The organism is Massilia sp. CFBP9026 (genome assembly GCF_034045165.1).
GTDB lineage: Bacteria > Pseudomonadota > Gammaproteobacteria > Burkholderiales > Burkholderiaceae_D > Telluria > Telluria arenae.
Genome location: NZ_JAXCWH010000003.1, coordinates 331,741 through 350,868 on the forward strand (window position 1 = coordinate 331,741; position 19,128 = coordinate 350,868).

General features: G+C 66.2%; 18 protein-coding genes and 1 tRNA gene. 4 read left to right on the top strand and 15 right to left on the bottom strand.

The window, feature by feature from the left end; all coding sequences use genetic code 11:
• The first annotated feature begins 18 nt into the window (after positions 1-18).
• Complete coding sequence (locus SOM28_RS09865) at positions 19-1,092, top strand: sulfate/molybdate ABC transporter ATP-binding protein (RefSeq protein ID WP_123069117.1); 1,074 nt, start codon at positions 19-21, stop codon at positions 1,090-1,092.
• Positions 1,089-2,018, top strand: coding sequence for a CysB family HTH-type transcriptional regulator (locus SOM28_RS09870; protein WP_123069116.1), 930 nt, complete (start codon positions 1,089-1,091; stop codon positions 2,016-2,018). Before SOM28_RS09865 ends, SOM28_RS09870 begins: the two co-directional genes overlap by 4 nt.
• A gap of 60 nt (positions 2,019-2,078) precedes the next feature.
• Here the strand turns inward: SOM28_RS09870 and SOM28_RS09875 are convergent, their stop codons facing one another.
• From SOM28_RS09875 to SOM28_RS09895, 5 genes are all read right to left on the bottom strand, one after another.
• Positions 2,079-3,125: an aldo/keto reductase gene (locus SOM28_RS09875; protein ID WP_320467999.1), complete on the bottom strand. Its 1,047-nt coding sequence runs from the start codon at positions 3,123-3,125 to the stop codon at positions 2,079-2,081.
• 2 nt (positions 3,126-3,127) lie between these two features.
• The gene (locus SOM28_RS09880; RefSeq protein WP_123069114.1) at positions 3,128-4,183 is read right to left on the bottom strand and encodes a quinone-dependent dihydroorotate dehydrogenase; all 1,056 of its coding nucleotides are present in this window, start codon (positions 4,181-4,183) and stop codon (positions 3,128-3,130) included.
• A 109-nt stretch (positions 4,184-4,292) separates the two neighbouring features.
• The gene (locus SOM28_RS09885; RefSeq protein ID WP_123069113.1) at positions 4,293-5,021 is read right to left on the bottom strand and encodes an arginyltransferase; all 729 of its coding nucleotides are present in this window, start codon (positions 5,019-5,021) and stop codon (positions 4,293-4,295) included.
• Between the two features lie 63 nt (positions 5,022-5,084).
• On the bottom strand, positions 5,085-5,903 hold the full coding sequence (aat, locus tag SOM28_RS09890; RefSeq protein ID WP_123069112.1) for a leucyl/phenylalanyl-tRNA--protein transferase: 819 nt from the start codon (positions 5,901-5,903) through the stop codon (positions 5,085-5,087).
• A 1-nt stretch (position 5,904) separates the two neighbouring features.
• Positions 5,905-6,486, bottom strand: coding sequence for an NUDIX hydrolase (locus SOM28_RS09895; protein WP_123069111.1), 582 nt, complete (start codon positions 6,484-6,486; stop codon positions 5,905-5,907).
• Between the two features lie 186 nt (positions 6,487-6,672).
• On the opposite strand from SOM28_RS09895, the gene SOM28_RS09900 reads away from it, so the two are divergent.
• A tRNA-Met gene (locus SOM28_RS09900) sits at positions 6,673-6,749 on the top strand.
• A 208-nt stretch (positions 6,750-6,957) separates the two neighbouring features.
• Positions 6,958-7,371, top strand: coding sequence for a T6SS immunity protein Tdi1 domain-containing protein (locus SOM28_RS09905; protein ID WP_123068893.1), 414 nt, complete (start codon positions 6,958-6,960; stop codon positions 7,369-7,371).
• A gap of 25 nt (positions 7,372-7,396) precedes the next feature.
• Here SOM28_RS09905 and SOM28_RS09910 read toward each other — a convergent pair whose 3' ends face one another.
• The 10 genes from SOM28_RS09910 to SOM28_RS09955 all read right to left on the bottom strand — a co-directional run bounded on the left by SOM28_RS09910 (position 7,397) and on the right by SOM28_RS09955 (position 19,008).
• Positions 7,397-8,449, bottom strand: a complete 1,053-nt coding sequence (locus SOM28_RS09910) for a glycosyltransferase family A protein (RefSeq protein WP_183407368.1) — start codon at positions 8,447-8,449, stop codon at positions 7,397-7,399.
• An 82-nt stretch (positions 8,450-8,531) separates the two neighbouring features.
• On the bottom strand, positions 8,532-9,410 hold the full coding sequence (locus tag SOM28_RS09915; RefSeq protein WP_123068887.1) for a DNA-3-methyladenine glycosylase family protein: 879 nt from the start codon (positions 9,408-9,410) through the stop codon (positions 8,532-8,534).
• Positions 9,410-10,318: a DMT family transporter gene (locus SOM28_RS09920; RefSeq protein ID WP_229414881.1), complete on the bottom strand. Its 909-nt coding sequence runs from the start codon at positions 10,316-10,318 to the stop codon at positions 9,410-9,412. Before SOM28_RS09920 ends, SOM28_RS09915 begins: the two co-directional genes overlap by 1 nt.
• Positions 10,319-10,514: 196 nt before the next feature.
• Positions 10,515-11,510, bottom strand: a complete 996-nt coding sequence (locus tag SOM28_RS09925; RefSeq protein WP_123068885.1) for an XdhC family protein — start codon at positions 11,508-11,510, stop codon at positions 10,515-10,517.
• Positions 11,511-11,622: 112 nt separating this feature from the next.
• Positions 11,623-12,714: a M48 family metallopeptidase gene (locus tag SOM28_RS09930; RefSeq protein WP_320468000.1), complete on the bottom strand. Its 1,092-nt coding sequence runs from the start codon at positions 12,712-12,714 to the stop codon at positions 11,623-11,625.
• Between the two features lie 12 nt (positions 12,715-12,726).
• The gene (gene dut / locus SOM28_RS09935) at positions 12,727-13,176 is read right to left on the bottom strand and encodes a dUTP diphosphatase (RefSeq protein ID WP_123068883.1); all 450 of its coding nucleotides are present in this window, start codon (positions 13,174-13,176) and stop codon (positions 12,727-12,729) included.
• Positions 13,177-13,195: 19 nt separating this feature from the next.
• Positions 13,196-14,416 (bottom strand): bifunctional phosphopantothenoylcysteine decarboxylase/phosphopantothenate--cysteine ligase CoaBC, encoded by a 1,221-nt coding sequence (gene coaBC, locus SOM28_RS09940; protein WP_320468001.1) that lies wholly within the window; start codon positions 14,414-14,416, stop codon positions 13,196-13,198.
• A gap of 12 nt (positions 14,417-14,428) precedes the next feature.
• A complete protein-coding gene (lspA, locus tag SOM28_RS09945; protein WP_320468002.1) occupies positions 14,429-14,959 on the bottom strand; it encodes a signal peptidase II in 531 nt (176 codons plus the stop codon).
• An 81-nt stretch (positions 14,960-15,040) separates the two neighbouring features.
• Entirely contained in the window at positions 15,041-17,938 is a 2,898-nt protein-coding gene (gene ileS, locus SOM28_RS09950; protein WP_320468003.1) for an isoleucine--tRNA ligase, read from the bottom strand.
• 98 nt (positions 17,939-18,036) lie between these two features.
• Entirely contained in the window at positions 18,037-19,008 is a 972-nt protein-coding gene (locus SOM28_RS09955; protein WP_320468004.1) for a bifunctional riboflavin kinase/FAD synthetase, read from the bottom strand.
• Positions 19,009-19,128 lie beyond the last annotated feature (120 nt).

Consider the following 19,128-nt stretch of genomic DNA (forward strand, 5'->3'; position numbering starts at 1 on the left):
ACAACGCCGGAGCCACGCATGACGATCGAAGTACAACATATCCGCAAGCAGTTCGGCCAGTTCACCGCACTCGACGACGTGTCGCTGCAGTTCCCCGACGGTGAGCTGACCGCCTTGCTGGGGCCTTCGGGCTGCGGCAAGACCACGCTGCTGCGCATCATCGCCGGCCTCGAATACCCGGATTCCGGTTCCGTGCTGCTCGACGGCCAGGATTCCTCGCACCGCCACGTGCGCGAGCGCCAGGTCGGTTTCGTGTTCCAGCACTATGCGCTGTTCAAGCACATGACCGTGTTCGAGAACGTCGCCTTCGGCCTGCGCGTCAAGCCGCGCAAGGATCGCCCGAGCGAATCGCAGATCCGCGAGAAAGTCAAAAAGCTGCTCGAGCTGGTGCAGCTCGACTGGATCGCCGACCGCTATCCGCCGCAGCTGTCGGGTGGCCAGCGCCAGCGCATCGCCCTGGCGCGCGCGCTCGCGGTCGAGCCGCGCGTGCTGCTGCTCGATGAACCGTTCGGCGCGCTCGACGCCAAGGTGCGCAAGGAATTGCGCCGCTGGCTGCGCCGCCTGCACGACGACCTGCACGTGACCTCGATCTTCGTCACCCACGACCAGGAAGAGGCGCTCGAAGTGGCCGACCAGGTGGTCCTGATGAACAAGGGCCGCGTGGAGCAGCTGGGCAGCCCGGACCAGGTGTACAACAACCCGGCCTCGCCCTTCGTCTACGGCTTCCTGGGCAACGTCAACCTGTTCCATGGCCGCGTCACCGACGGCGTGCTGGCCAGCGGCGACGTGAGCTTCCAGGCGCCGCAGCATGCCGGCGTGCGCGATGGCGCCGGCATCGGCTACGTGCGTCCGCACGACCTGGACGTCGAGCGCTACACGCCCGGCGCCGCGGGCGTGGTGGCCAAGCTGCGCCGCGCGCATGCGATCGGTCCCCTGGCCCAGCTCGACCTGGAGCGCGCCGACAACCAGCAGATCATCGAGGCGGTGATGCCGAACGAGCGCTTCGCCAGCCTGGGCCTCAAGGAAGGCGAGACGCTGGTCGTGCGTCCGCGCCGCATCGAAGTGTTCGTCGACGAAGGAAACGCGATATGAACTTCCAGCAGCTGCGCTCGGTCCGCGAAGCGGCCCGCCGCGATTTCAACCTGACCGAAGTCGCCAACGCCCTGTTCACCTCGCAGCCGGGCGTGTCACGCCAGATCCGCGAGCTCGAGGAAGAACTCGGCGTGGTCATCTTCGAGCGTAACGGCAAGCGCCTGACCGGCCTGACGCCGCCCGGCAAGGGCATCCTGCGTATCGTCGAAAAGCTGCTGGTCGAAGCCGAGAACCTGCAGCAGGCCAGCCGCGAATACGCCGCGCAAGACAGCGGCACGCTGACGGTCGCCGTGACCCACACCCAGGCGCGCTACGCGCTGCCGCAGGTGGTGCAGTCGTTCCGCGCCGCCTTCCCCAATGTGCGCATCGCCCTGCAGCAGAGCTCACCGGAACACATCGCCGAATGGGTGGCGTCGGGCAAGGCCGACGTCGGGATCGCGACCGAGGGCCTGTCGGCCTTCCCCGACCTGGTGTCCTTCCCGTGCTACCGCTGGAGCCACCTGATCGTGGCGCCCGAGGGCCACCCGATCTTTGCCAGCAAGACGCCGCTGCGCCTGGAAGACCTGGCCGAGCATCCCTTGATCACCTACGACGTCGGCTTCACCGGCCGCAGCCACATCGACGCCGCTTTCGTCGAAGCCGGGCTGGCGCCGGACATCGTGCTCACCGCGATGGATTCGGACGTCATCAAGCAGTACGTGTCGCTGGGCCTGGGCGTGGGCATCGTGGCCTCGATGGCCTTCGACCATGGCCGCGACAAGGGCCTGCGCGCGATCGAGGCCTCGCACCTGTTCGCCCAGAACGTGACGCGCCTGGCGGTACGGCGCGGCTCGTATCTGCGGGCGTATGCCTTCCACTTCATCGAACGTTTCGCCCAGGGCTATACGCGGGCGGATATCGAGAAGGCGATCGCGACGACGGAATGAAGAAACGGGGCATCTGCCCCATTTTGCATTGATCGCTTATTGGCCAGCTTACTGGCCAGCTTACTGGCCGGGATTCGTGATCCGGCCGTGGATCTCGTCGATCCGTTTGAGCACCTCGTCGCTCAACTGGATCTGCGCCGCATCGATGTTTTCCCCGAGCTGCGCCAGCGTGGTCGCCCCGACGATGGTCGAGCCCATGAACCAGCGCGAATAGCACCAGGCCAGCGCCATCTGCGCCGGCGTCAAGCCATGCTCGCGCGCCAGCGCCGCGTACTCGCGGGTCGCTTCGAACACGCTTGGGCGCAGGTAACGCGGACTCCAGGTCGGCGGATAGATCGTCAGGCGCCCGCGCGCCTGCGGGTCGTCGACGTACTTGGCGCTCAGCTGGCCGAAAGCGAGAGGGCTGTAGGCCAGCAGGCTGACCTCCTCGCGGTAGCAGACTTCGTCCAGCAAGGTGGTCTCGAAGGCGCGCGCGGTCAGGTTGTACAGATTCTGGATGGTGGCGATGCGCGGCAGGCCGTGGATCTCGGCCTGCTTGACGAACTCGCACACCCCCCACGGGCTTTCGTTCGACACGCCGATGTGGCGGATCTTGCCCTCCCTGACCAGGTCGGCCAGGGCGCGCAGTGTCTCTTCGATCGCCACGCCGTCGCGTTCCTTGCGCGGATCGAACTGGTTGGCGCCGAAGATCGGCACGTTGCGGCTCGGCCAGTGCAGCTGGTAGAGGTCGATGTAGTCGGTTTGCAGGCGCCGCAGGCTGGCGTCGACGGCCGCGCGCAGGTTGGCGGCGTCGTGGTTGTGTTTCGAACCGCGGATCCAGGCCTGGCTGCCGTTCGGGCCGGCGATCTTGGTCGCCAGCACCAGCTTGTCGCGGCCGCCGCGCGCCTTGAGCCAGGAGCCGATGAAGCGCTCGGTCGAACCCTGGGTCGCCGCGTTCGGCGGTACCGGATACAGCTCGGCGGTATCGATGAAGTTGATGCCGCGCTCGAGGGCGTAGTCCAGCTGGACGTGCGCTTCCTGCTCGGTGTTCTGCTCGCCGAAGGTCATCGTGCCGAGGCAGACGGTGCTCACCTCGAGGTCGGTGCGGCCCAGCTTCTTGCGCTGCATGCTCATTTCTTTTTCTTGTCGGTGGCGCGCAGCGCGTCGGCGCATTCGCGCACCAGGCCCGGGCCGGCGTAGATCAGGCCACTGTACAGCTGTACCAGGCTGGCGCCGGCCGCGATCTTGGCCTTGGCGTCCTGGCCGCGCATGATGCCGCCCACGCCGATGATCGGGATGTCGTCGCGCAGTTCTTTCTTGAGCGCGCGGATCACGATGTTCGACTGCTCGAACACCGGGGCGCCAGACAGGCCGCCGGCCTGCTGCGCGTGCTTCATGCCTTCGACGTCGCGCCGGTTGAGCGTGGTGTTGGTGGCGATCACGCCGTCGATCTTGTGGCGCAGCAGGGCGCCGGCGATGTCGCGGATCTGGTCGGCGTCGACGTCGGGCGCGATCTTGAGCGCGACCGGCACGTAGTGGCCGTGGTGGTCGGCCAGCTTGGTCTGCTCCGCCTTCAGCTGCGACAGCAGGTCGTCCAGTTCCGAGGCGCCCTGCAGCTGGCGCAGGTTCTTGGTGTTGGGCGACGAGATGTTGACCGTCACGTAGCTCGCATACGGGTACACCTTGCGCAGGCAGTGCAGGTAATCCTCGGCCGCGCGTTCGATCGGCGTGTCGGCGTTCTTGCCGATGTTCAGACCCAGCACGCCCTGGCGCTCCTGGTAGAAGCGCGAGGCCTGGACGTTGGCCACGAAGGCGTCGACGCCGCCGTTGTTGAAGCCCATGCGGTTGATGATGCCGCGCGCGCGCGGCAGGCGGAATATGCGGGGCTTGGGGTTGCCGGCCTGGCCGCGTGGGGTCACGGTGCCGATCTCGATCGAGCCGAAGCCGAGCGCGGCCAGGCCGTCGATGTAGGCGCCATCCTTGTCCAGGCCGGCGGCGAGGCCGACCGGGTTGGGGAAGGTAATGCCCATGACGGTGCGTGGGTCGGGCAGGGGTTGCCTGAACGCGCCCGTCAGGCCGAGCGCGCCTGCCCGCCGCAGCATGGGCAGGGTCAGGTTGTGGGCAGTCTCCGGATCGAGGGAGAACAGTGCGGGGCGAACGAGGGTGTACAGGAATTTATCGGGCATGGGGAACTCAAAAAGGATCTCCCCATCATTCTAACGTGATGCGCTGCGGCATACGTATTTGAGTGTCAACGACTTTGTTAGCACTTGTATCACACGGCCGCGCCAGACCCTAGCGTTGAAGCACGCCCCATTCGCCGTCGATGCGGGCTTCGAGGGGCCGGAAGTTGATCTTGTAGGCCATCTTGGGGCTCTGTTCGATCCAGTACCCGAGATAGACGTAGGACAATCCCAGCTCGTGGGCCTGGTTCACCTGCCACAGGATATTGTAGGTGCCGTAGGAGGCGTTCTCGACGTCGGGATCGAAGAAGGTATAGACCGACGACAGGCCGTCGGACAGCACGTCGATGATCGACACCATGCGCAGCGTGCCGTCGGGTTCGCGGAATTCGACCAGGCGCGTGTTGACGCGGCTTTGCAGCAGGAACTGGGCATATTGGTCGCGGCTGTCCTGGTCCATGCCGCCGCCCACGTGGCGCGTGGTCTGGTAGCGCAGGTAGAGCGCGTAGTGCTCGTCGGAGAAGGCCAGGTTGGCCACCATCGCGACCAGGTCGCCATGGCGTTTCCAGGCGCGGCGCTGGGTGCGGTTGGGCATGAAGTCCTCGCACTTGACGCGTACCGGAATGCAGGCCTGGCAGCCGTCGCAGTAGGGGCGGTAAGTGAAGATGCCGCTGCGCCGGAAGCCGTTCTTGACCAGTTCTGAATACACGTCGGCGTTGATGAGGTGCGACGGTGTGGCGACCTGCGAACGCGCCTGGCGCGCGTCGAGATAGCTGCAGGGATAGGGCGCCGTCGTGTAGAACTGCAGCGTCGCGAATGGCAGGTCGTGTAGGTGCGTCATGCAAAAAACTCTCGAGACGACGTGTGAGGAACCTATTCTAGCGAAAACCCGCGCGCGATACCGTTAGCCATCCAACGGTATCGCGGGCGAGTTGCCGGATCGGTCGGGCGCCGCGGCTGATGCTGCGGGCGTTACGGACGCGGCGGACGGTTTGTCGTCCCGCGCCGCGAACGGCGGCCCGACCGTCCAGTCGCCGATCGGTGGCTCGGCGATGGCGGCGCGCAGGTGCTCCAGGAAGCGGCTGCGCGGGATCGGCGCCGCGCCGAGCGAGGCCAGGTGGCCGGTCTCCTGCTGGCAGTCGACCATCCGCACGCCGTGCCGGCGCAGGAAAGCCACCAGGTAGGCCAGCGCGACCTTGGAAGCGTCGGACACGCGCGCGAACATCGATTCGCCATAGAACATGCGGCCTATGCAGACGCCATAGGCGCCGCCGACCAGTTCGCCGTCGAGCCAGACTTCGGACGAGTGGGCGTAGCCCAGCACGTGCAGGCCGCTGTAGCCGTCGACGATCTCGTCCGAGATCCAGGTGCCGGGGCCGTCGCGGCGCGGCGCGGCGCACGCGCGCATCACGTCGCTGAAGGCGGAGTCGAAGCGCACGTCCCAACGGCCGCCGTCGAGGCGGCTGCGCTCGACCTTGCGCAGCGTCTTGGCCAGGCTGTCGCTCACCTTGAAGTCGGCCGTGTACAGCACCATGCGCGGGTCGGTGCTCCACCACAGGATGGGCTGGCCTTCGGAAAACCAGGGAAAGATGCCGTTGCGGTAAGCCTGCAGCAGGCGCGGCGGCGACAGGTCGGCGCCGGCCGCGAGCAGGCCCGGCGCTTCGACCGTCAATGCCTTGGATACGTCGGGAAACGGCGTATCGGTCTCGAGCCAGGGAATCATCTCAATCCGGTTCGCGTGGGGCGATCATCGGGCGATGGATGTCGCGGCTGTGAAAGCCAAAGGCGCCCCCCTCGCGCACTTTGATCCGGTCGGCGAAGAACAGTTCCAGCGTGCTGCGGATGGTAGGGAAGGCCAGGTCGTCCCAGGGGATCTCGTCTTCGGTGAATAACTGGACGTCGAGGCTTTCGATGCCGGCCGCGAAATCGAGGTCGAGCAGGCGCGCGCGGTAGAACAGGTGGACCTGGTGCACGTGGGCCACGTTGAGCAGGGTGAACAAAGGCCCGAGCTCGACGTTGGCGCCGGCTTCTTCCTCGGTCTCGCGCACGGCCGCCTGTTCGGTGGTCTCCTCGTTTTCCATGAAGCCGGCCGGCAGGGTCCAATAGCCGTAGCGCGGCTCGATCGCGCGCTTGCACAGCAAGACCTGGATGTTGCCGTCGCGCTCCCAGACGGGGATCGAGCCGACGACGAGTTTCGGATTCTGGTAATGGATCGTGTTGCAATGGGTGCAGACGTAGCGCGGCCGGTTGTCGCCTTCGGGGATGGAAAGCAGCACGGGGTGGGCGCACTCGGAGCAGAATTTCATGGTCGTGTGGCGAATTGGTATTGCCATTACTTTACACCGAATGCGGGGGCGATAGGGCAGTGCCCGGGTGGTGATCAGGGCCTGTTTTTGGCGCAGGCCATGAGTTATATCGTGTTGCAATCGCACATGGGCGCAGTATTGCATTTGCCTAATAAGGGGAATGGGCGTATAATTCATTTCAACAGACGCGGGGTGGAGCAGTCTGGCAGCTCGTCGGGCTCATAACCCGAAGGTCACAGGTTCAAATCCTGTCCCCGCAACCAGATTCAAGGCCGCTGATTCGCAAGAGTCAGCGGCTTTTTCGTTTTTCAGGCCGATATTTTTCATGTCAGGCAACTCCCTTTCCCCGTCTTAACGGCCTCGACGCAGGTCAAACCCGCTCGTCTCTGCTGCAATGCACACGAGCCCGCCCTGTCCAACCCTGCAAACCGCCGCGCGCATGCGCCATGGCGACATTCAGGGGCGATGATCATGATCGATGTAGACGACATCAACGAGGCCTGGGGCTGGGTCGGCATGAGCGCCGTCGAAGTTCTCGGTGCCAATGCCTTCGGCAACCTCATCATCCGCGACGAGGACGACCATTTCTGGTGCCTGCGTCCGCATGAACTGGTGTGCGAACCGCTGGCGCGCAGCCGCGCTGCGCTCGATGCGCTGGCCTACAACCAGGATTTCCTCAACGACTGGTATATGCCCGAGGCGGTGCGCCTGGCCGAAGCCGCGCTCGGTCCGCTGACCGAGGGGCGCAAATACTGCCTCAAGATTCCCAGCGCGCTGGGCGGGCACTATGGCTGCGACAACCTGGCCACCGTGCCGCTGGCCGAGCTGATCCGGTTTTCGGGAGAAGGAGCGCAGCAGTTTGACGGCTTGCCGCGCTGGAACTGACGTCCCGGGCAGCGGCCGCGCCGCGCTACTCCTTGCGCGGGGCGGCCTGGGGGCGCAGGCGTCCAGCGACGATCTGCCACGCAACCGACGGCACGTACAGTGGCAGCACAGGGTCCATCGCCAGGTGGCGGCGTAGCAGCGGACCGTTGATGGTCTTGCGATGCGTCAGCCGGTGGACGATGTCCTTGAGCATGGTCTGGCGCAAAAACCGGAGTTTGGCGCGGTTGCGTCCCTGTTGTTCGGCATTGAGCTTGAACAGGCGCGGCAGCGCGAGCTCGAGTTTGGTTTCGTAGTGCAGGCGGTCCATCGACTTTTCGGTGCCCCAGCCCGAGCCGGCATAGATGTTGACGCCGCGGCCATAGGTCACTTCCGGCGTGGTGCCGAAGACATAGTTTTTCGTTAGCGTGCTCAGCGTCAGCCAGAACAGGAAGTCCTCGCCGGCATAGACGAATTCTTCGCGAAAACGCAGCTTGGCGAACTTGCGGAAGCGGTACACAACGGTCGACGTGCCGATGACGTTGGCGCCGAGGATCTGTTCCGTCATGTCGCCGCGGTACTGGGCAACCGGGTAGCTGCCCGGCAACACCGGGTGCGCGTCTTTCCTGAACACCATGCTCTGCTCGAACACGGTTGTCGACTGGCCGAGGCGGAAGAAATCCGAAAAATAAAAGTCGTTGCCCGGCGTCAGGGCGGCGCTCGCATGCAGCAGGTGCGTATCGTGCCACTCGTCGTCCGAATCCAGGAAAGCCACGTAGTCGCACTGCGGCGACACGCTGTCGAGTCCCTTGTTGCGCGCCGCGGCCGGTCCGCCGTTCGGCTGTTCGATCACGCGGATGTTCAGGTGCGGCCAGCGCCGCTGCACGGCCTCCACCTCACCCCGCGCCGGGACCGGCGAGCTGTCGTCGACCACGATGACTTCGGCCGGGTACAACTGCTGGGCGGCGATCGAGGCCAGTGCCTTTTGCAGGACGCCTTCCTGGCGCTGGAAATAGGGAATCACGACGGCGATCGCCGCACTCGCAGGCGCGGCGGCAGCGTTGCCGGCGCTGCTGGAGGAGGTGGAAATCGGGGTGCTCATGTTGCTGAATATATCACACGTCCTTGCCGGAACGACGTCCGTCTTTCCAATCGAAAACACTATCAGGTGGCGTTCCTGCTTGCTATCCAGCCAGGCTGGCCCACAGGTAGGCGGCCGCCATGGTGCGGTGCGGCGCATAGCGCGCCAGCAGGCGCTGGGCTTCGAGCAGCGTCGGCCGCTGGGCGCTGCGGGTCAGATTGTGCAGGGCGTTGCGCACGGCCACGTCGCCTTCGAGCGAACAATCCGTGTAGCCGTAGCCGCGCAGCAGCACGTAATTGACGGTCCAGGGGCCGATGCCCTTGACCGCCAGCAGTTCCTGGCTCACTTGGGCGGCATCGCGTTCCCGTTCGAGCGACAGGCTGCCGTCCACCACCATGCGCGCCACGCGCAGGACGGTCTCGGCCTTCGCGCCCGAGAACTTGCGGCTGGTCAGGTCTTCCAGGGCGAGGCGGGCGACGTCTTGCGCTTCCGGATAGCACCACAGCCCGCTCGAATGCGGGCGGCCGGCCAGCTGGATCAGCGTGCGGCGCAGCGCGATCGCGAAGGTCAGGTTGATCTGCTGGCCGATGATGGCCCAGGTGAGCGCTTCGAATACGGTGGCCGATTGCACGATGCGCAGGCCGGGCTGGCGCGCCAGCATGGGGCCGAGCACGGGATCGTCGTGCGCGAAGGCGGCGAAGGCAGCCGGGTCGATGCGCAGGCCCAGCACGTTCAGCAGCGCGTCCTGGACCAGGGCTTCCAGCGCCGGCGTGGCCGGACCATCGCGGGCGATGCGGCAGCGGGCCACGTCGACGTCGAAACGGATGTCGAGCAGGGTCGGCACGCCATCCAGCAGCACGCCCTTGCGCAGGCCTTGCGGCGACACCTGCTCGGCTACGCCCTCGGCGTCGCGGCCATGGAAGGCGATGACGTCGGCGAGGCGGTAGCCAGGCGGCAGGGCGATGTCCTGCGTCGTCTCCATCATTTACCGCCGGCCGGTGCGGCTGCGCGCTTGACGCGGGGCCGGAAGCCCGTCACCAGCGCGGTCCCGAGCAGCACGATGGCCGAGCCGGCGATCGTGTGCCAGCCGATGGCTTCATGCAGGAACAGCGCACCCCACAGGATGCCGAACACCGGGTTGAGGAAGGTGACGGTGAGCGCCGAGGTGGTGCCGACCTCCTCGATCAGCTTGAAATAGATGATGTAGGCGATGCCGCTGCAGACCACGCCCAGCGCCAGTACGGCGGCCATGATGCCCATCGTCGGCTCGCCCGGCGCCGGGAAGAAGAACACCAGCGGCAGCACCAGGATGGCGGCCGCCCACATCGAGCCATGGGCGTTGGCGAACGGCGCGACCGCCGGAGCCGATTTGGCGTATTGGCTGGCGATGCTGTAGCTGAACGCCGCAATCAGGGCCGCGCCGACGGCGATGCCGGCGCCGGGCCGTTCGGCCACGTGGTCGAAGCCGACCAGCAGCGCCACGCCGCCGGTGCCGAGCAGCAGGCCGAGCGCGCTGCGTCCCGACACCTTCTGGCGCGCCCACGCGGCGCCGACCAGTGCGCCCCACATCGGCGCGGTGGCGTTCAGCACCGACAGCACCGAGGCCGACAGGGTGCGCGCGGCGAAGGCGAACAGCAGGAAGGGCAGGGCCGAATTGAACAGGCCGAGGATCAGGTAGTGCTTCCAGTGGCGGCGCACGCCGAGCGGGGCGCCTTTGCCGCGCAGGTGGAGGAACCAGGCCACCAGCGCCAGGAACAGGGCGGCGAAGCCGACCCGGTATTCGATCAGCAGCGCCGGTCCGAGCACGGGTGCGGCGATGCGCATGAAGAGGAAGGAGCCGCCCCAGATGGCGGCCAGCGCCACCAGGCGCAGCATGTTCGCGGTGTTCATTGATAAAAAGATGGCCCGTCTGATAACGGGCCATTGTGGCAGGGTCGGCGTTTTCCTGCCAGCCGCTCCTTGCTTTTGATTTTACGGCGGTAGGGTGGACGGCTACGCCGTCCACGCGTTCAACCCAAGGCTGCGATACCGCATCGCATGCATCGGTTGAACGCGTGGACGGGAGACCCGTCCAACCTACCCATCATCAGGCGGCGCTGGCGAGGGTCAGCGCCGCGGCGTGCGGCACCAGCATCTGCTGCGGCACCGCGTTCTTCACGGCCGTCATCTCGGCCATGATCGAGATCGCGATCTCGGCCGGCGTCTTGCTGCCGATGTAGATGCCGATCGGGCCGTGCAGGCGCGCCAGTTCGGCCTCGGTGAGGTCGAACAATTTGAGGCGCTCGCGCCGCTTGGCGTTGTTGGCGCGCGAGCCGATGGCGCCGACATAGAAGGCGTCGGACTTGAGCGCTTCCATCAGCGCCAGGTCGTCCAGCTTGGGATCGTGGGTCAGCGCCACCACTGCGCTGCGCGCATCGAGCTTCGCCTCGATCACCAGGTCGTCCGGCATCGCGTGCACCAGGCTCACGCCGGGGATGGAAAAGCCGCTGCGGTATTCCTCGCGCGGGTCGCACACGGTGACGCGGTAATCCATGCCGGCCGCGATCGTGGCCAAAAAGCGCGACAGCGGGCCGGCGCCGATGATGTACAGGCGCCAGCGCGGGCCGTGCAGCGTATGCAGCACGCCATCCTCGATGCGCTGGATGGCGCTGGCCTGCGCCAGTTCGAGGGTGACCGCGCCGCTGGCCAGGTGCACGTGGCGCTCGACCAGCTCGCCGCCATCGAGGCGCGCCAGCAGTTCGGGAATGCGGCTCTCGGTCGACAGCGGCTCGATCGCCAGTTCGATGGTGCCGCCGCAGGGCAGGCCGAAGCGGTGCGCCTCGTCGGCGCTGATGCCGTAGCTGATGATCTCGGGGAGGTCGATCTCGATGCCGTTGTCGCGCACGCGGGCGATCAGGTCGTCCTCGATGCAGCCGCCGGAGACCGAGCCGACCACCTGGCCGTCCTCGCAGATGGCGAGCGTGGCGCCGACCGGGCGCGGGCTCGAGCCCCAGGTCTTGATCACCGTGACCAGCTGGCAGCGCTGGCCGCCCGCCAGCCAGGCGGCGCAGGTTTTCAGTACGTCGAGGTCGATGCTGTCCATGGTGTGGTCGCCGCCATATGCGGGATAGATACAAGATGGACAATCATACAAAAAAAGCGGGGAGGGCGCTGGAGCGGGCGTGCGCGGCCCGGGGCCGCGCACGGGGGACTTGCTAGGGCACCAGCGGTTTCTTGCCGCTCTTCTTGGTCTTCACCTCGGCCACCGTCTTGTCGATCGCCGCGATGCGCTGCGTGGTCGATGGGTGGTTGGCCGTGTAGCCGTTGAGGATGCGGGCCGGGTAGGTGGCCGCCAGGCGCTTCCAGAAGGCGGACGCGCCTTCGATGCGGTAGCCGGCGCGCGCCACCAGGTAGATCGCCAGACGGTCGGCCGCCACGTCGTCGGCCACCGGCATGGCCTTGATGCCGCCGCTGCCGATCAGCATCGAAGTGTCGGGCGTGATCGCGGTGAGGTTGTCGATGATGCTGCCGATGGTGGCCGCATTGCGCTGCGTGGCGGCGTGGCCCAGCATATTGTGCGCCATCGTGCGCGCCACGACATAGGCCAGTTCGTCGTCGTTCTGGGCAAAGCCCAGCATGCCGCGGGTGACCATCACGCGCGAGCCGTCGGCATAGGCGTTGATATTGTCGGCGTTGCCAAGTTCGATCGCGAAGGCGCAGGCGCGGGTGACCGGGATGGTCAGGTCGCGCTGGTTGCCGTTGCGCTCGATCGTCAGCGGCAGGCTGGCCTGCTTCGACATGATCGGGCCGAACACGGCGCCGGCCTGGGACAGGGCGTTCGGACCCTCGGGCAGCGGCGTGCCGGCGGCCGCCAGCAGGCGGTCGCCCTGGCGCAGGCCGGCGCGCGCCGCGCCGCTGCCATTGAGGACATTGGTGACCTGCAGGCGCTCGCCCATGCCCAGCACCACCCAGGCCGCCTCGTTGTACTGGCCCGGATAGGTGTAGCGGTTCTTGGCGGTGAAGCCCAGCAGGTTGCGGGCATGCTTGGTGCACAGCTCGGCGTTGTCGATCAGGAGGGGAGCCGCGATCCGGTACAGGCGGTCGTGCTGGGTCGCCATGCGGGTGAGCGTGTCGGCCGCCGCGGCCATCTGCGGCGTGACCTCGGGCTTGCCCGGCGCCTGGCTCGGGATCACGCCAGGCGTGGTCGACGACTGCATCTGGCCTGGCGTGCTGCAGGCGGCCAGCAAGGCCGCCGTGCCCGCGACCAGGGCCGCGGACTTGAAGCGTTGAAGACGGTTTGGGATCATGGTCCTCCTCTATTATTGTTTGCCGGTGCTGCCGAATCCTCCGGCGCCGCGGTCGCTCGATGCGAACTCCTCTACCACATTGAAGCCGACCTGCAGCACCGGCACGACGATCAGCTGCGCCAGCCGGTCCATCGGCTGCAGCACGAAGGTGGTGGCGCCGCGGTTCCAGGTGGAGACCATCAGCTGGCCCTGGTAATCGGAGTCGATCAAGCCTACCAGATTGCCCAGAACGATGCCGCTCTTATGGCCGAGCCCACTGCGCGGCAGGATCATGGCGGCATAGCCCGGATCGCCGATGTGGATGGCGAGACCCGTCGGCACCAGCACCGTCTGGCCAGGCTCGATGGTCAGCGGCGCATCGATGCAGGCGCGCAGGTCGAGGCCCGCGCTGCCTGGGGTGCCGTAGGCCGGCAGCAGGTCTTGCATGCGCGGGTCGAGGATCTTGAGGTCGATATTCTTCATCTGATACTTGTTATGTGTTTTAGGTAAGCAGGGAGCGCTGTTCGAGTCGCTTGGCGATTTCGGACACCAGCTGGCGCGCCAACGTGAGCTTGTCGGCCCGCTCGAGCACCGTGTGGCCGCTTTCGTCGAACAGGATCACGGTATTGTCATCCTGCCCGAAAGTCTGGTGGCCGATATTGCCCACCAACAGAGGGATGCCTTTCTTTTCGCGCTTGGCGGCGCCGTACTGTTCCAGCTGCTCGGATTCGGCCGCGAAGCCCACGCAGTAGGGCCAGCCCGAGAGGGTGACGGTGGCCGCCACCGACGCCAGGATGTCGGCGTTCTGCGCGAACTCCAGTTGCGGCGGCGCGCCATCAAGCGTCTTCTTGATCTTCTGGTACGACGCATTGGCCACGCGCCAGTCGGCCACCGCCGCCACGCCGATGAACACGTGCTGGCCTTCCACGCCCGCCATCACGGCGTCGTGCATCTGCTGCGCGGTGAGCACGTCGATGCGGCGCACGCCATGCGGCGTGGGCAGCGACACAGGGCCCGAGACCAGGGTCACCTCGGCGCCGGCTTCGCGCGCCGCGCGCGCCAGCGCATACCCCATCTTGCCCGACGACAGATTGGTGATGCCGCGCACCGGATCGATCGGCTCGAACGTCGGGCCGGCCGTGATCAGCACGCGCCGTCCGGCCAGCACCTTGTGCTGGAACGAGGCGATCAGTTCTTCGACCAGTTCCTCGGCTTCGAGCATGCGGCCCAGGCCCGTCTCGCCGCAGGCCTGCGAGCCGCAGCCGGGGCCGAACAGCTTGACGCCGTCCTCACGCAGCTGGGCGACGTTGCGCTGGGTGGCCGGGTTTTCCCACATCTCGACATTCATCGCCGGCGCCACGTGCAGCGGCACATGGCGCGGCCGCGCCACGCACAGCGTCGACAGCAGGTCGTCGGCCGCGCCGTGCGCGAGCTTGCGCATGAAGTCGGCCGAGCAGGGCGCGATCAGGATCGCGTCGGCGTTGCGGGTCAGGTCGATGTGGGCCATATTGTTGGCCATGCGCGCATCCCACTGGTCCAGGTAGACCGGCTGGCCCGACAGGGCCTGCATGGTGACCGCGCCGATGAAGTGGGTGGCGGCCTCGGTCATGACCACCTGCACGCTGGCGCCCTGCTTGACCAGGGCGCGACACAGCTCGGCCGCCTTGTAGCAGGCCACGCCGCCGGTGAGGCCGAGGACGATGCGCTTGCCTTTCAGCTCCATGTTCAAGCTCCTTTAAGTCTTGTTCACCCGGCGCAGCTCGTCGAGGACGAACAGCACCGCACCCACCGAGATGCCGATGTCGGCGATATTAAAGGCCGGGAAGTGGCCGATGCCGGTCCAGTAGAAATCGAGGAAGTCGATCACGTGTCCGTGCACCACGCGGTCGATGCCGTTGCCGATCGCGCCGGCCATGATCAGGGCCAGTGCGAAGCAGAACAGGCGCTGGCTCGCGTTCTTCGACATCATATATACGCAGAACACCACGGCGGCGATCGCGATCCCCAGGAACAGCCAGCGCTGCCAGCCGCCGGCGTCGCCCAGGAAGCTGAACGCGGCGCCCGGGTTGTACACCTTGATCAGGTTGAAGAAGCTCGTGATCGGCAGCGTTTCGGCATAGGCGAAAGTGCGTTCGACGGTGATCTTGGTGACCTGGTCGAGCAGGACGATGATCAGGGACAGGCCGATCCAGGGGAACAGGCTGGCGCCGGTGCTGCGCGTGACAAGTTTCGGGCCTGCTGCGATGGGTTTCTTTTTGGTTGCCATGGTGTGTGGTGTCGGTACGCGCCATGCCGCCCGGGAGGCGGCATGGCGGAAAAACCCGCGGGTCGATCGACCCTCGGGAGCTTAGGCGTAGCGGCGCTTCTCGCCGGCGCCGAACAGGTTGCTGGTGCAGCGGCCGCACAGCGTCGGATGCGCGTGGTCGTGGCCGACGTCGCGGCGGTAGTGCCAGCAGCGCTCGCACTTCTCGGCCGTCGACGGTTCCACGGTCACGCTTTCGTCGGCTTCGGCCGCCACTTCGCTGACGGTCGCCTGCGAGGTGATGAAGACGAACTTCAGGTCGTCATCCAGGCTGGCCAGCGCGCGGTACTTGTCGCCCGCGGCCTTGATCGCCAGCTCGGCCTGCAGCGACGAACCGATGGCGCCCGAGGTGCGCACTTCTTCGAGCTGCTTGGTGACGTCCAGGCGCACCTGGCGCAGCAGCGCATATTTCCCCAGCAAGGCCTCGGCATCAGGCAGTTCCGGGAAGGTCCACAGCGTCTGGGTGAAGATGGTCTCGTCGCTTGCGGCAAACGCTTCGGCGCCGGCGAACTTCTCCCACGCTTCTTCAGCGGTGAACGACAGGATCGGCGCCATCACGCGCAGCAGCGAGTGGGCGATATGCCACAGCGCGGTCTGCGCCGAGCGGCGCGCCTGCGATTCCACGCCGGTGGTGTACAGGCGGTCCTTCAGGATGTCGAGGTAGAAGCCGCCCAGGTCTTCCGAGCAGTAGTTCTGCAGGCGCGACACGACTGGGTGGAACTCGTAGCGCTCGAAGTGGGCGGCGACGTCGTTCTGCAGCTGGGCCATCGAGGCGATCGCATAGCGGTCGATCTCGAGCAGCTCGGCCATCGGCACCGCATGTTGCGCCGGGTCGAAGTCCGAGGTGTTCGCCAGCAGGAAGCGCAGCGTGTTGCGGATGCGGCGGTACGACTCGGTCACGCGCTTGAGGATCTCTTCGCCGATCGACAGCTCGCCCGTGTAGTCGGTCGAAGCCACCCACAGGCGCAGGATGTCGGCGCCGAGGGTGTCCGAGATCTTTTGCGGCGCCATCGTGTTGCCGAGCGACTTGGACATCTTCTTGCCGTTCTCGTCGACGGTGAAGCCGTGGGTCAGCAGCGCCTTGTACGGCGGTTCGCCATTGAGCATCGACGAGGTCAGGAGCGACGAGTGGAACCAGCCGCGGTGCTGGTCCGAGCCTTCCAGGTACAGGTCGGCCGGGAAGCTCGACTGCGCCTTGTGCGAGCCGCGCAGCACGGTCTGGTGGGTGCTGCCCGAATCGAACCAGACGTCCAGCGTGTCCTTGTTCTTTTCAAAGATCGCGGCGTCCTCGCCCAGCAGGGTGGCCGGATCGAGTTCGTGCCAGGCCTCGATGCCGCCCGCTTCGATCAGCTTGGCCACCTGCTCCAGCAGTTCCGGGGTGCGCGGGTGCAGGGCGCCGGTTTCCTTGTGCACGAAGAAGGCCATCGGCACGCCCCACTGGCGCTGGCGCGACAGGGTCCAGTCCGGACGGTTCTCGATCATGCCGTGCAGGCGCGCCTGGCCCCAGTCCGGGAAGAACTGGGTCTTTTCGATGCCGGCCAGCGCGGTCTGGCGCAGGGTGGCGCCGCCATCCTTCGGCACGACGTCCATGCCGGCGAACCACTGGTTGGTGGCGCGGTAGACGATCGGGGTTTTATGGCGCCAGCAGTGCATGTAGCTGTGGTCGAACATCTTGAGTTCGAACAGGGCGCCGGTTTCGGTCAGCGCGCCGCAGATCGGCTTGCTGGCTTCCCAGATCGTCATGCCGCCGAACAGCGGCAGGGTCGAGGCGAAGCGGCCGTCGCCCATCACGGGCTTGAGCATCTCGTCGTCCTTCATGCCGTGCGCTTTACAGGACTGGAAGTCTTCCAGGCCGTAGGATGGGGCCGAGTGGACCACGCCGGTGCCGCTGTCGACGGTCACGTAGTCGGCCAGGTAGACCGGCGACAGGCGATCGTAGAACGTGTCCTGCGCGTGCAGCGGGTGCTTGAAGCGGATGCCTTCGAGCTTGGCGCCGACGGTGGTGGCGATGACCGTGCCTTCCAGCTTGTAGCGGGCCAGCACCGACTCCACCAGCTCCGAACCGAGGATCAGCAATTGAGGCTGGCCGTCACGCTCGACCTGCACCAGCGAATAGCCGACTTCCGGGCCCACGTTCAGGGCCTGGTTCGACGGGATGGTCCACGGGGTCGTGGTCCAGATGACGATGAAACCTTTATCGACCGGCAGCTTGTCCAGGCCGAAGGCGGCGGCGATCTTGTCGTGCTCGTAGAACGGGAAGCCGACGTCGATCGCCGGGTCGCGCTTGTCCTGGTATTCCACTTCGGCCTCGGCCAGCGCCGAACCGCAGTCGAAGCACCAGTTGACGGGCTTCAGGCCCCGATAGACATAGCCTTTTTCCAGCAGGGTGCCGAGCGCGCGCAGCTCGTCGGCTTCATTGCCGTGGGCCATGGTCATATACGGGTTGTCCCACTCGCCCAGCACGCCCAGGCGGATGAAGCCGGCGCGCTGGCGGTCGATCTGCTCGAGCGCATAGGCGCGTGCCTTTTGCAGCACTTCGGCGGTCGGCAGGTTCTTGCCGTACAGTTTTTCGATCTGGATCTCGATCGGCATGCCGTGGCAATCCCAGCCCGGCACGTAAGGAGCGTCGAAGCCGGCGATGGTGCGCGACTTGATTACCATGTCCTTGAGGATCTTGTTGACGGCGTGGCCCAGGTGGATGTCGCCGTTGGCGTACGGCGGACCGTCGTGCAGGATGAAGGTTGGACGGCCGGCGGCGGCCTTGCGCACGCGCTCGTAGATTTTCTTGTCCTGCCATTGCTTGACCCAGCCCGGTTCGCGCTTGGCGAGGTCGCCCCGCATCGGGAATGGGGTGTCGGTCATATTGACCGGGTATTTGCTTTCAGGTTTCTTCTGGCCCTTAGTTGCCTGGGACTGGCCGTTGTTCTGTTTGGTATCGGACATAAGCTTCTTCTGGTAAGTGTTCGGTGTGCACGGCGCAGCGCGCCGCGGCAGAGTCTGGTGAGGCGCTTCCAGGAGCCGTCACGGCCCGGGAAACGCGCTCAAATTCGGTCGGTCGCCGTCAGCGCGCTGCTGCGGTGGGCGAAGAAGGCGCGCGCCTGGGCCGCGTCGTTGTCGATCGCGGCAGTGAGCGTGGCCAGGTCGTCGTACTTCTCTTCGTCGCGCAGCTTGGCGAGGAATTCCACGCGCACCAGCTTGCCGTAGCATTGCTGGGCGTAGTCGAATACATGGACTTCAAGCAGCATACGGCCGGCATCCTCGACGGTCGGACGCACGCCCAGGCTGGCCACGGCCGGCAGCGGCGCGTCCGCCAGGCCGTGCACCTGCACGACAAAGATGCCGGAGAGAGCAGGGCGGTGCGCGACTCGCAGGTTCATGGTCGGAAAGCCCAGCGTGCGGCCCAGCTTCTGGCCATGGATCACGTGGCCCGACATCGCATATGGATGGCCGAGCAGCTCCCTGGTACGGGCGAAATCGCCTTCGAGCAGGGCGGCGCGCACGGCCGAGGACGAGATGCGCTGGTCGCCATGCATGACGGCGTCGAGGGTGTGGACGTCGAAGCCGAACTCGCGGCCAGCCTCGACCAGCATCGCGATATCGCCCAGGCGCCGGGCGCCGAAGCGGAAATCGTCGCCGACCATCAGCCACTTGACGTGCAGGCCGTCGACCAGCACGCGCTCGATGAAGTCGCGCGGCGACATGGCGGCGAACTGTTCGTTGAAATGCTCGACGATGACGCGGTCGATGCCGGCCTGGTCGAGATCTTCGAGTTTGTCGCGCAGGTTGGCGATGCGGGCCGGGGCGCGCGACAGGTCGCCGGATTTGCGGGCGAAGTATTCGCGCGGATGGGGTTCGAACGTCATCACGGCCGCTTCCAGGCCGAGCCCCGCTGCGGCGCTGCGCACGTGGGCCAGCAGGGCCTGGTGGCCGCGATGGACGCCGTCGAAATTGCCGATCGTGAGCGCGCAGGGCGCGCGCGCCCTGTCGTTGGGAAGTCCGCGAAATACCTTCATCAAATCTGGGTCCGGTTACAAGCCGCGCGACATTGGTGCGGCGCGAAAACCCTGATTATACGGTAACTCGGTAGTTGCATATGGGCGACGGCCGCAGGGATCGTTAACGCAAAAACGTCG

Bases quoted from the DNA above. Each gene is read 5' to 3' on its own strand.
- SOM28_RS09920 (WP_229414881.1), bottom strand. From the start codon at position 10,318: ATGAACACCGCGAACATGCTGCGCCTGGTGGCGCTGGCCGCCATCTGG.
- lspA (WP_320468002.1), bottom strand. From the start codon at position 14,959: ATGGCAACCAAAAAGAAACCCATCGCAGCAGGCCCGAAACTTGTCACG.
- SOM28_RS09905 (WP_123068893.1), top strand. From the start codon at position 6,958: ATGATCGATGTAGACGACATCAACGAGGCCTGGGGCTGGGTCGGCATG.
- SOM28_RS09885 (WP_123069113.1), bottom strand. From the start codon at position 5,021: ATGACGCACCTACACGACCTGCCATTCGCGACGCTGCAGTTCTACACG.
- SOM28_RS09955 (WP_320468004.1), bottom strand. From the start codon at position 19,008: ATGAAGGTATTTCGCGGACTTCCCAACGACAGGGCGCGCGCGCCCTGC.
- dut (WP_123068883.1), bottom strand. From the start codon at position 13,176: ATGAAGAATATCGACCTCAAGATCCTCGACCCGCGCATGCAAGACCTG.
- SOM28_RS09895 (WP_123069111.1), bottom strand. From the start codon at position 6,486: ATGAAATTCTGCTCCGAGTGCGCCCACCCCGTGCTGCTTTCCATCCCC.
- SOM28_RS09870 (WP_123069116.1), top strand. From the start codon at position 1,089: ATGAACTTCCAGCAGCTGCGCTCGGTCCGCGAAGCGGCCCGCCGCGAT.
- SOM28_RS09880 (WP_123069114.1), bottom strand. From the start codon at position 4,183: ATGCCCGATAAATTCCTGTACACCCTCGTTCGCCCCGCACTGTTCTCC.
- SOM28_RS09865 (WP_123069117.1), top strand. From the start codon at position 19: ATGACGATCGAAGTACAACATATCCGCAAGCAGTTCGGCCAGTTCACC.
- SOM28_RS09910 (WP_183407368.1), bottom strand. From the start codon at position 8,449: ATGAGCACCCCGATTTCCACCTCCTCCAGCAGCGCCGGCAACGCTGCC.
- SOM28_RS09875 (WP_320467999.1), bottom strand. From the start codon at position 3,125: ATGCAGCGCAAGAAGCTGGGCCGCACCGACCTCGAGGTGAGCACCGTC.
- aat (WP_123069112.1), bottom strand. From the start codon at position 5,903: ATGATTCCCTGGCTCGAGACCGATACGCCGTTTCCCGACGTATCCAAG.
- SOM28_RS09925 (WP_123068885.1), bottom strand. From the start codon at position 11,510: ATGGACAGCATCGACCTCGACGTACTGAAAACCTGCGCCGCCTGGCTG.
- ileS (WP_320468003.1), bottom strand. From the start codon at position 17,938: ATGTCCGATACCAAACAGAACAACGGCCAGTCCCAGGCAACTAAGGGC.
- SOM28_RS09930 (WP_320468000.1), bottom strand. From the start codon at position 12,714: ATGATCCCAAACCGTCTTCAACGCTTCAAGTCCGCGGCCCTGGTCGCG.
- coaBC (WP_320468001.1), bottom strand. From the start codon at position 14,416: ATGGAGCTGAAAGGCAAGCGCATCGTCCTCGGCCTCACCGGCGGCGTG.
- SOM28_RS09915 (WP_123068887.1), bottom strand. From the start codon at position 9,410: ATGGAGACGACGCAGGACATCGCCCTGCCGCCTGGCTACCGCCTCGCC.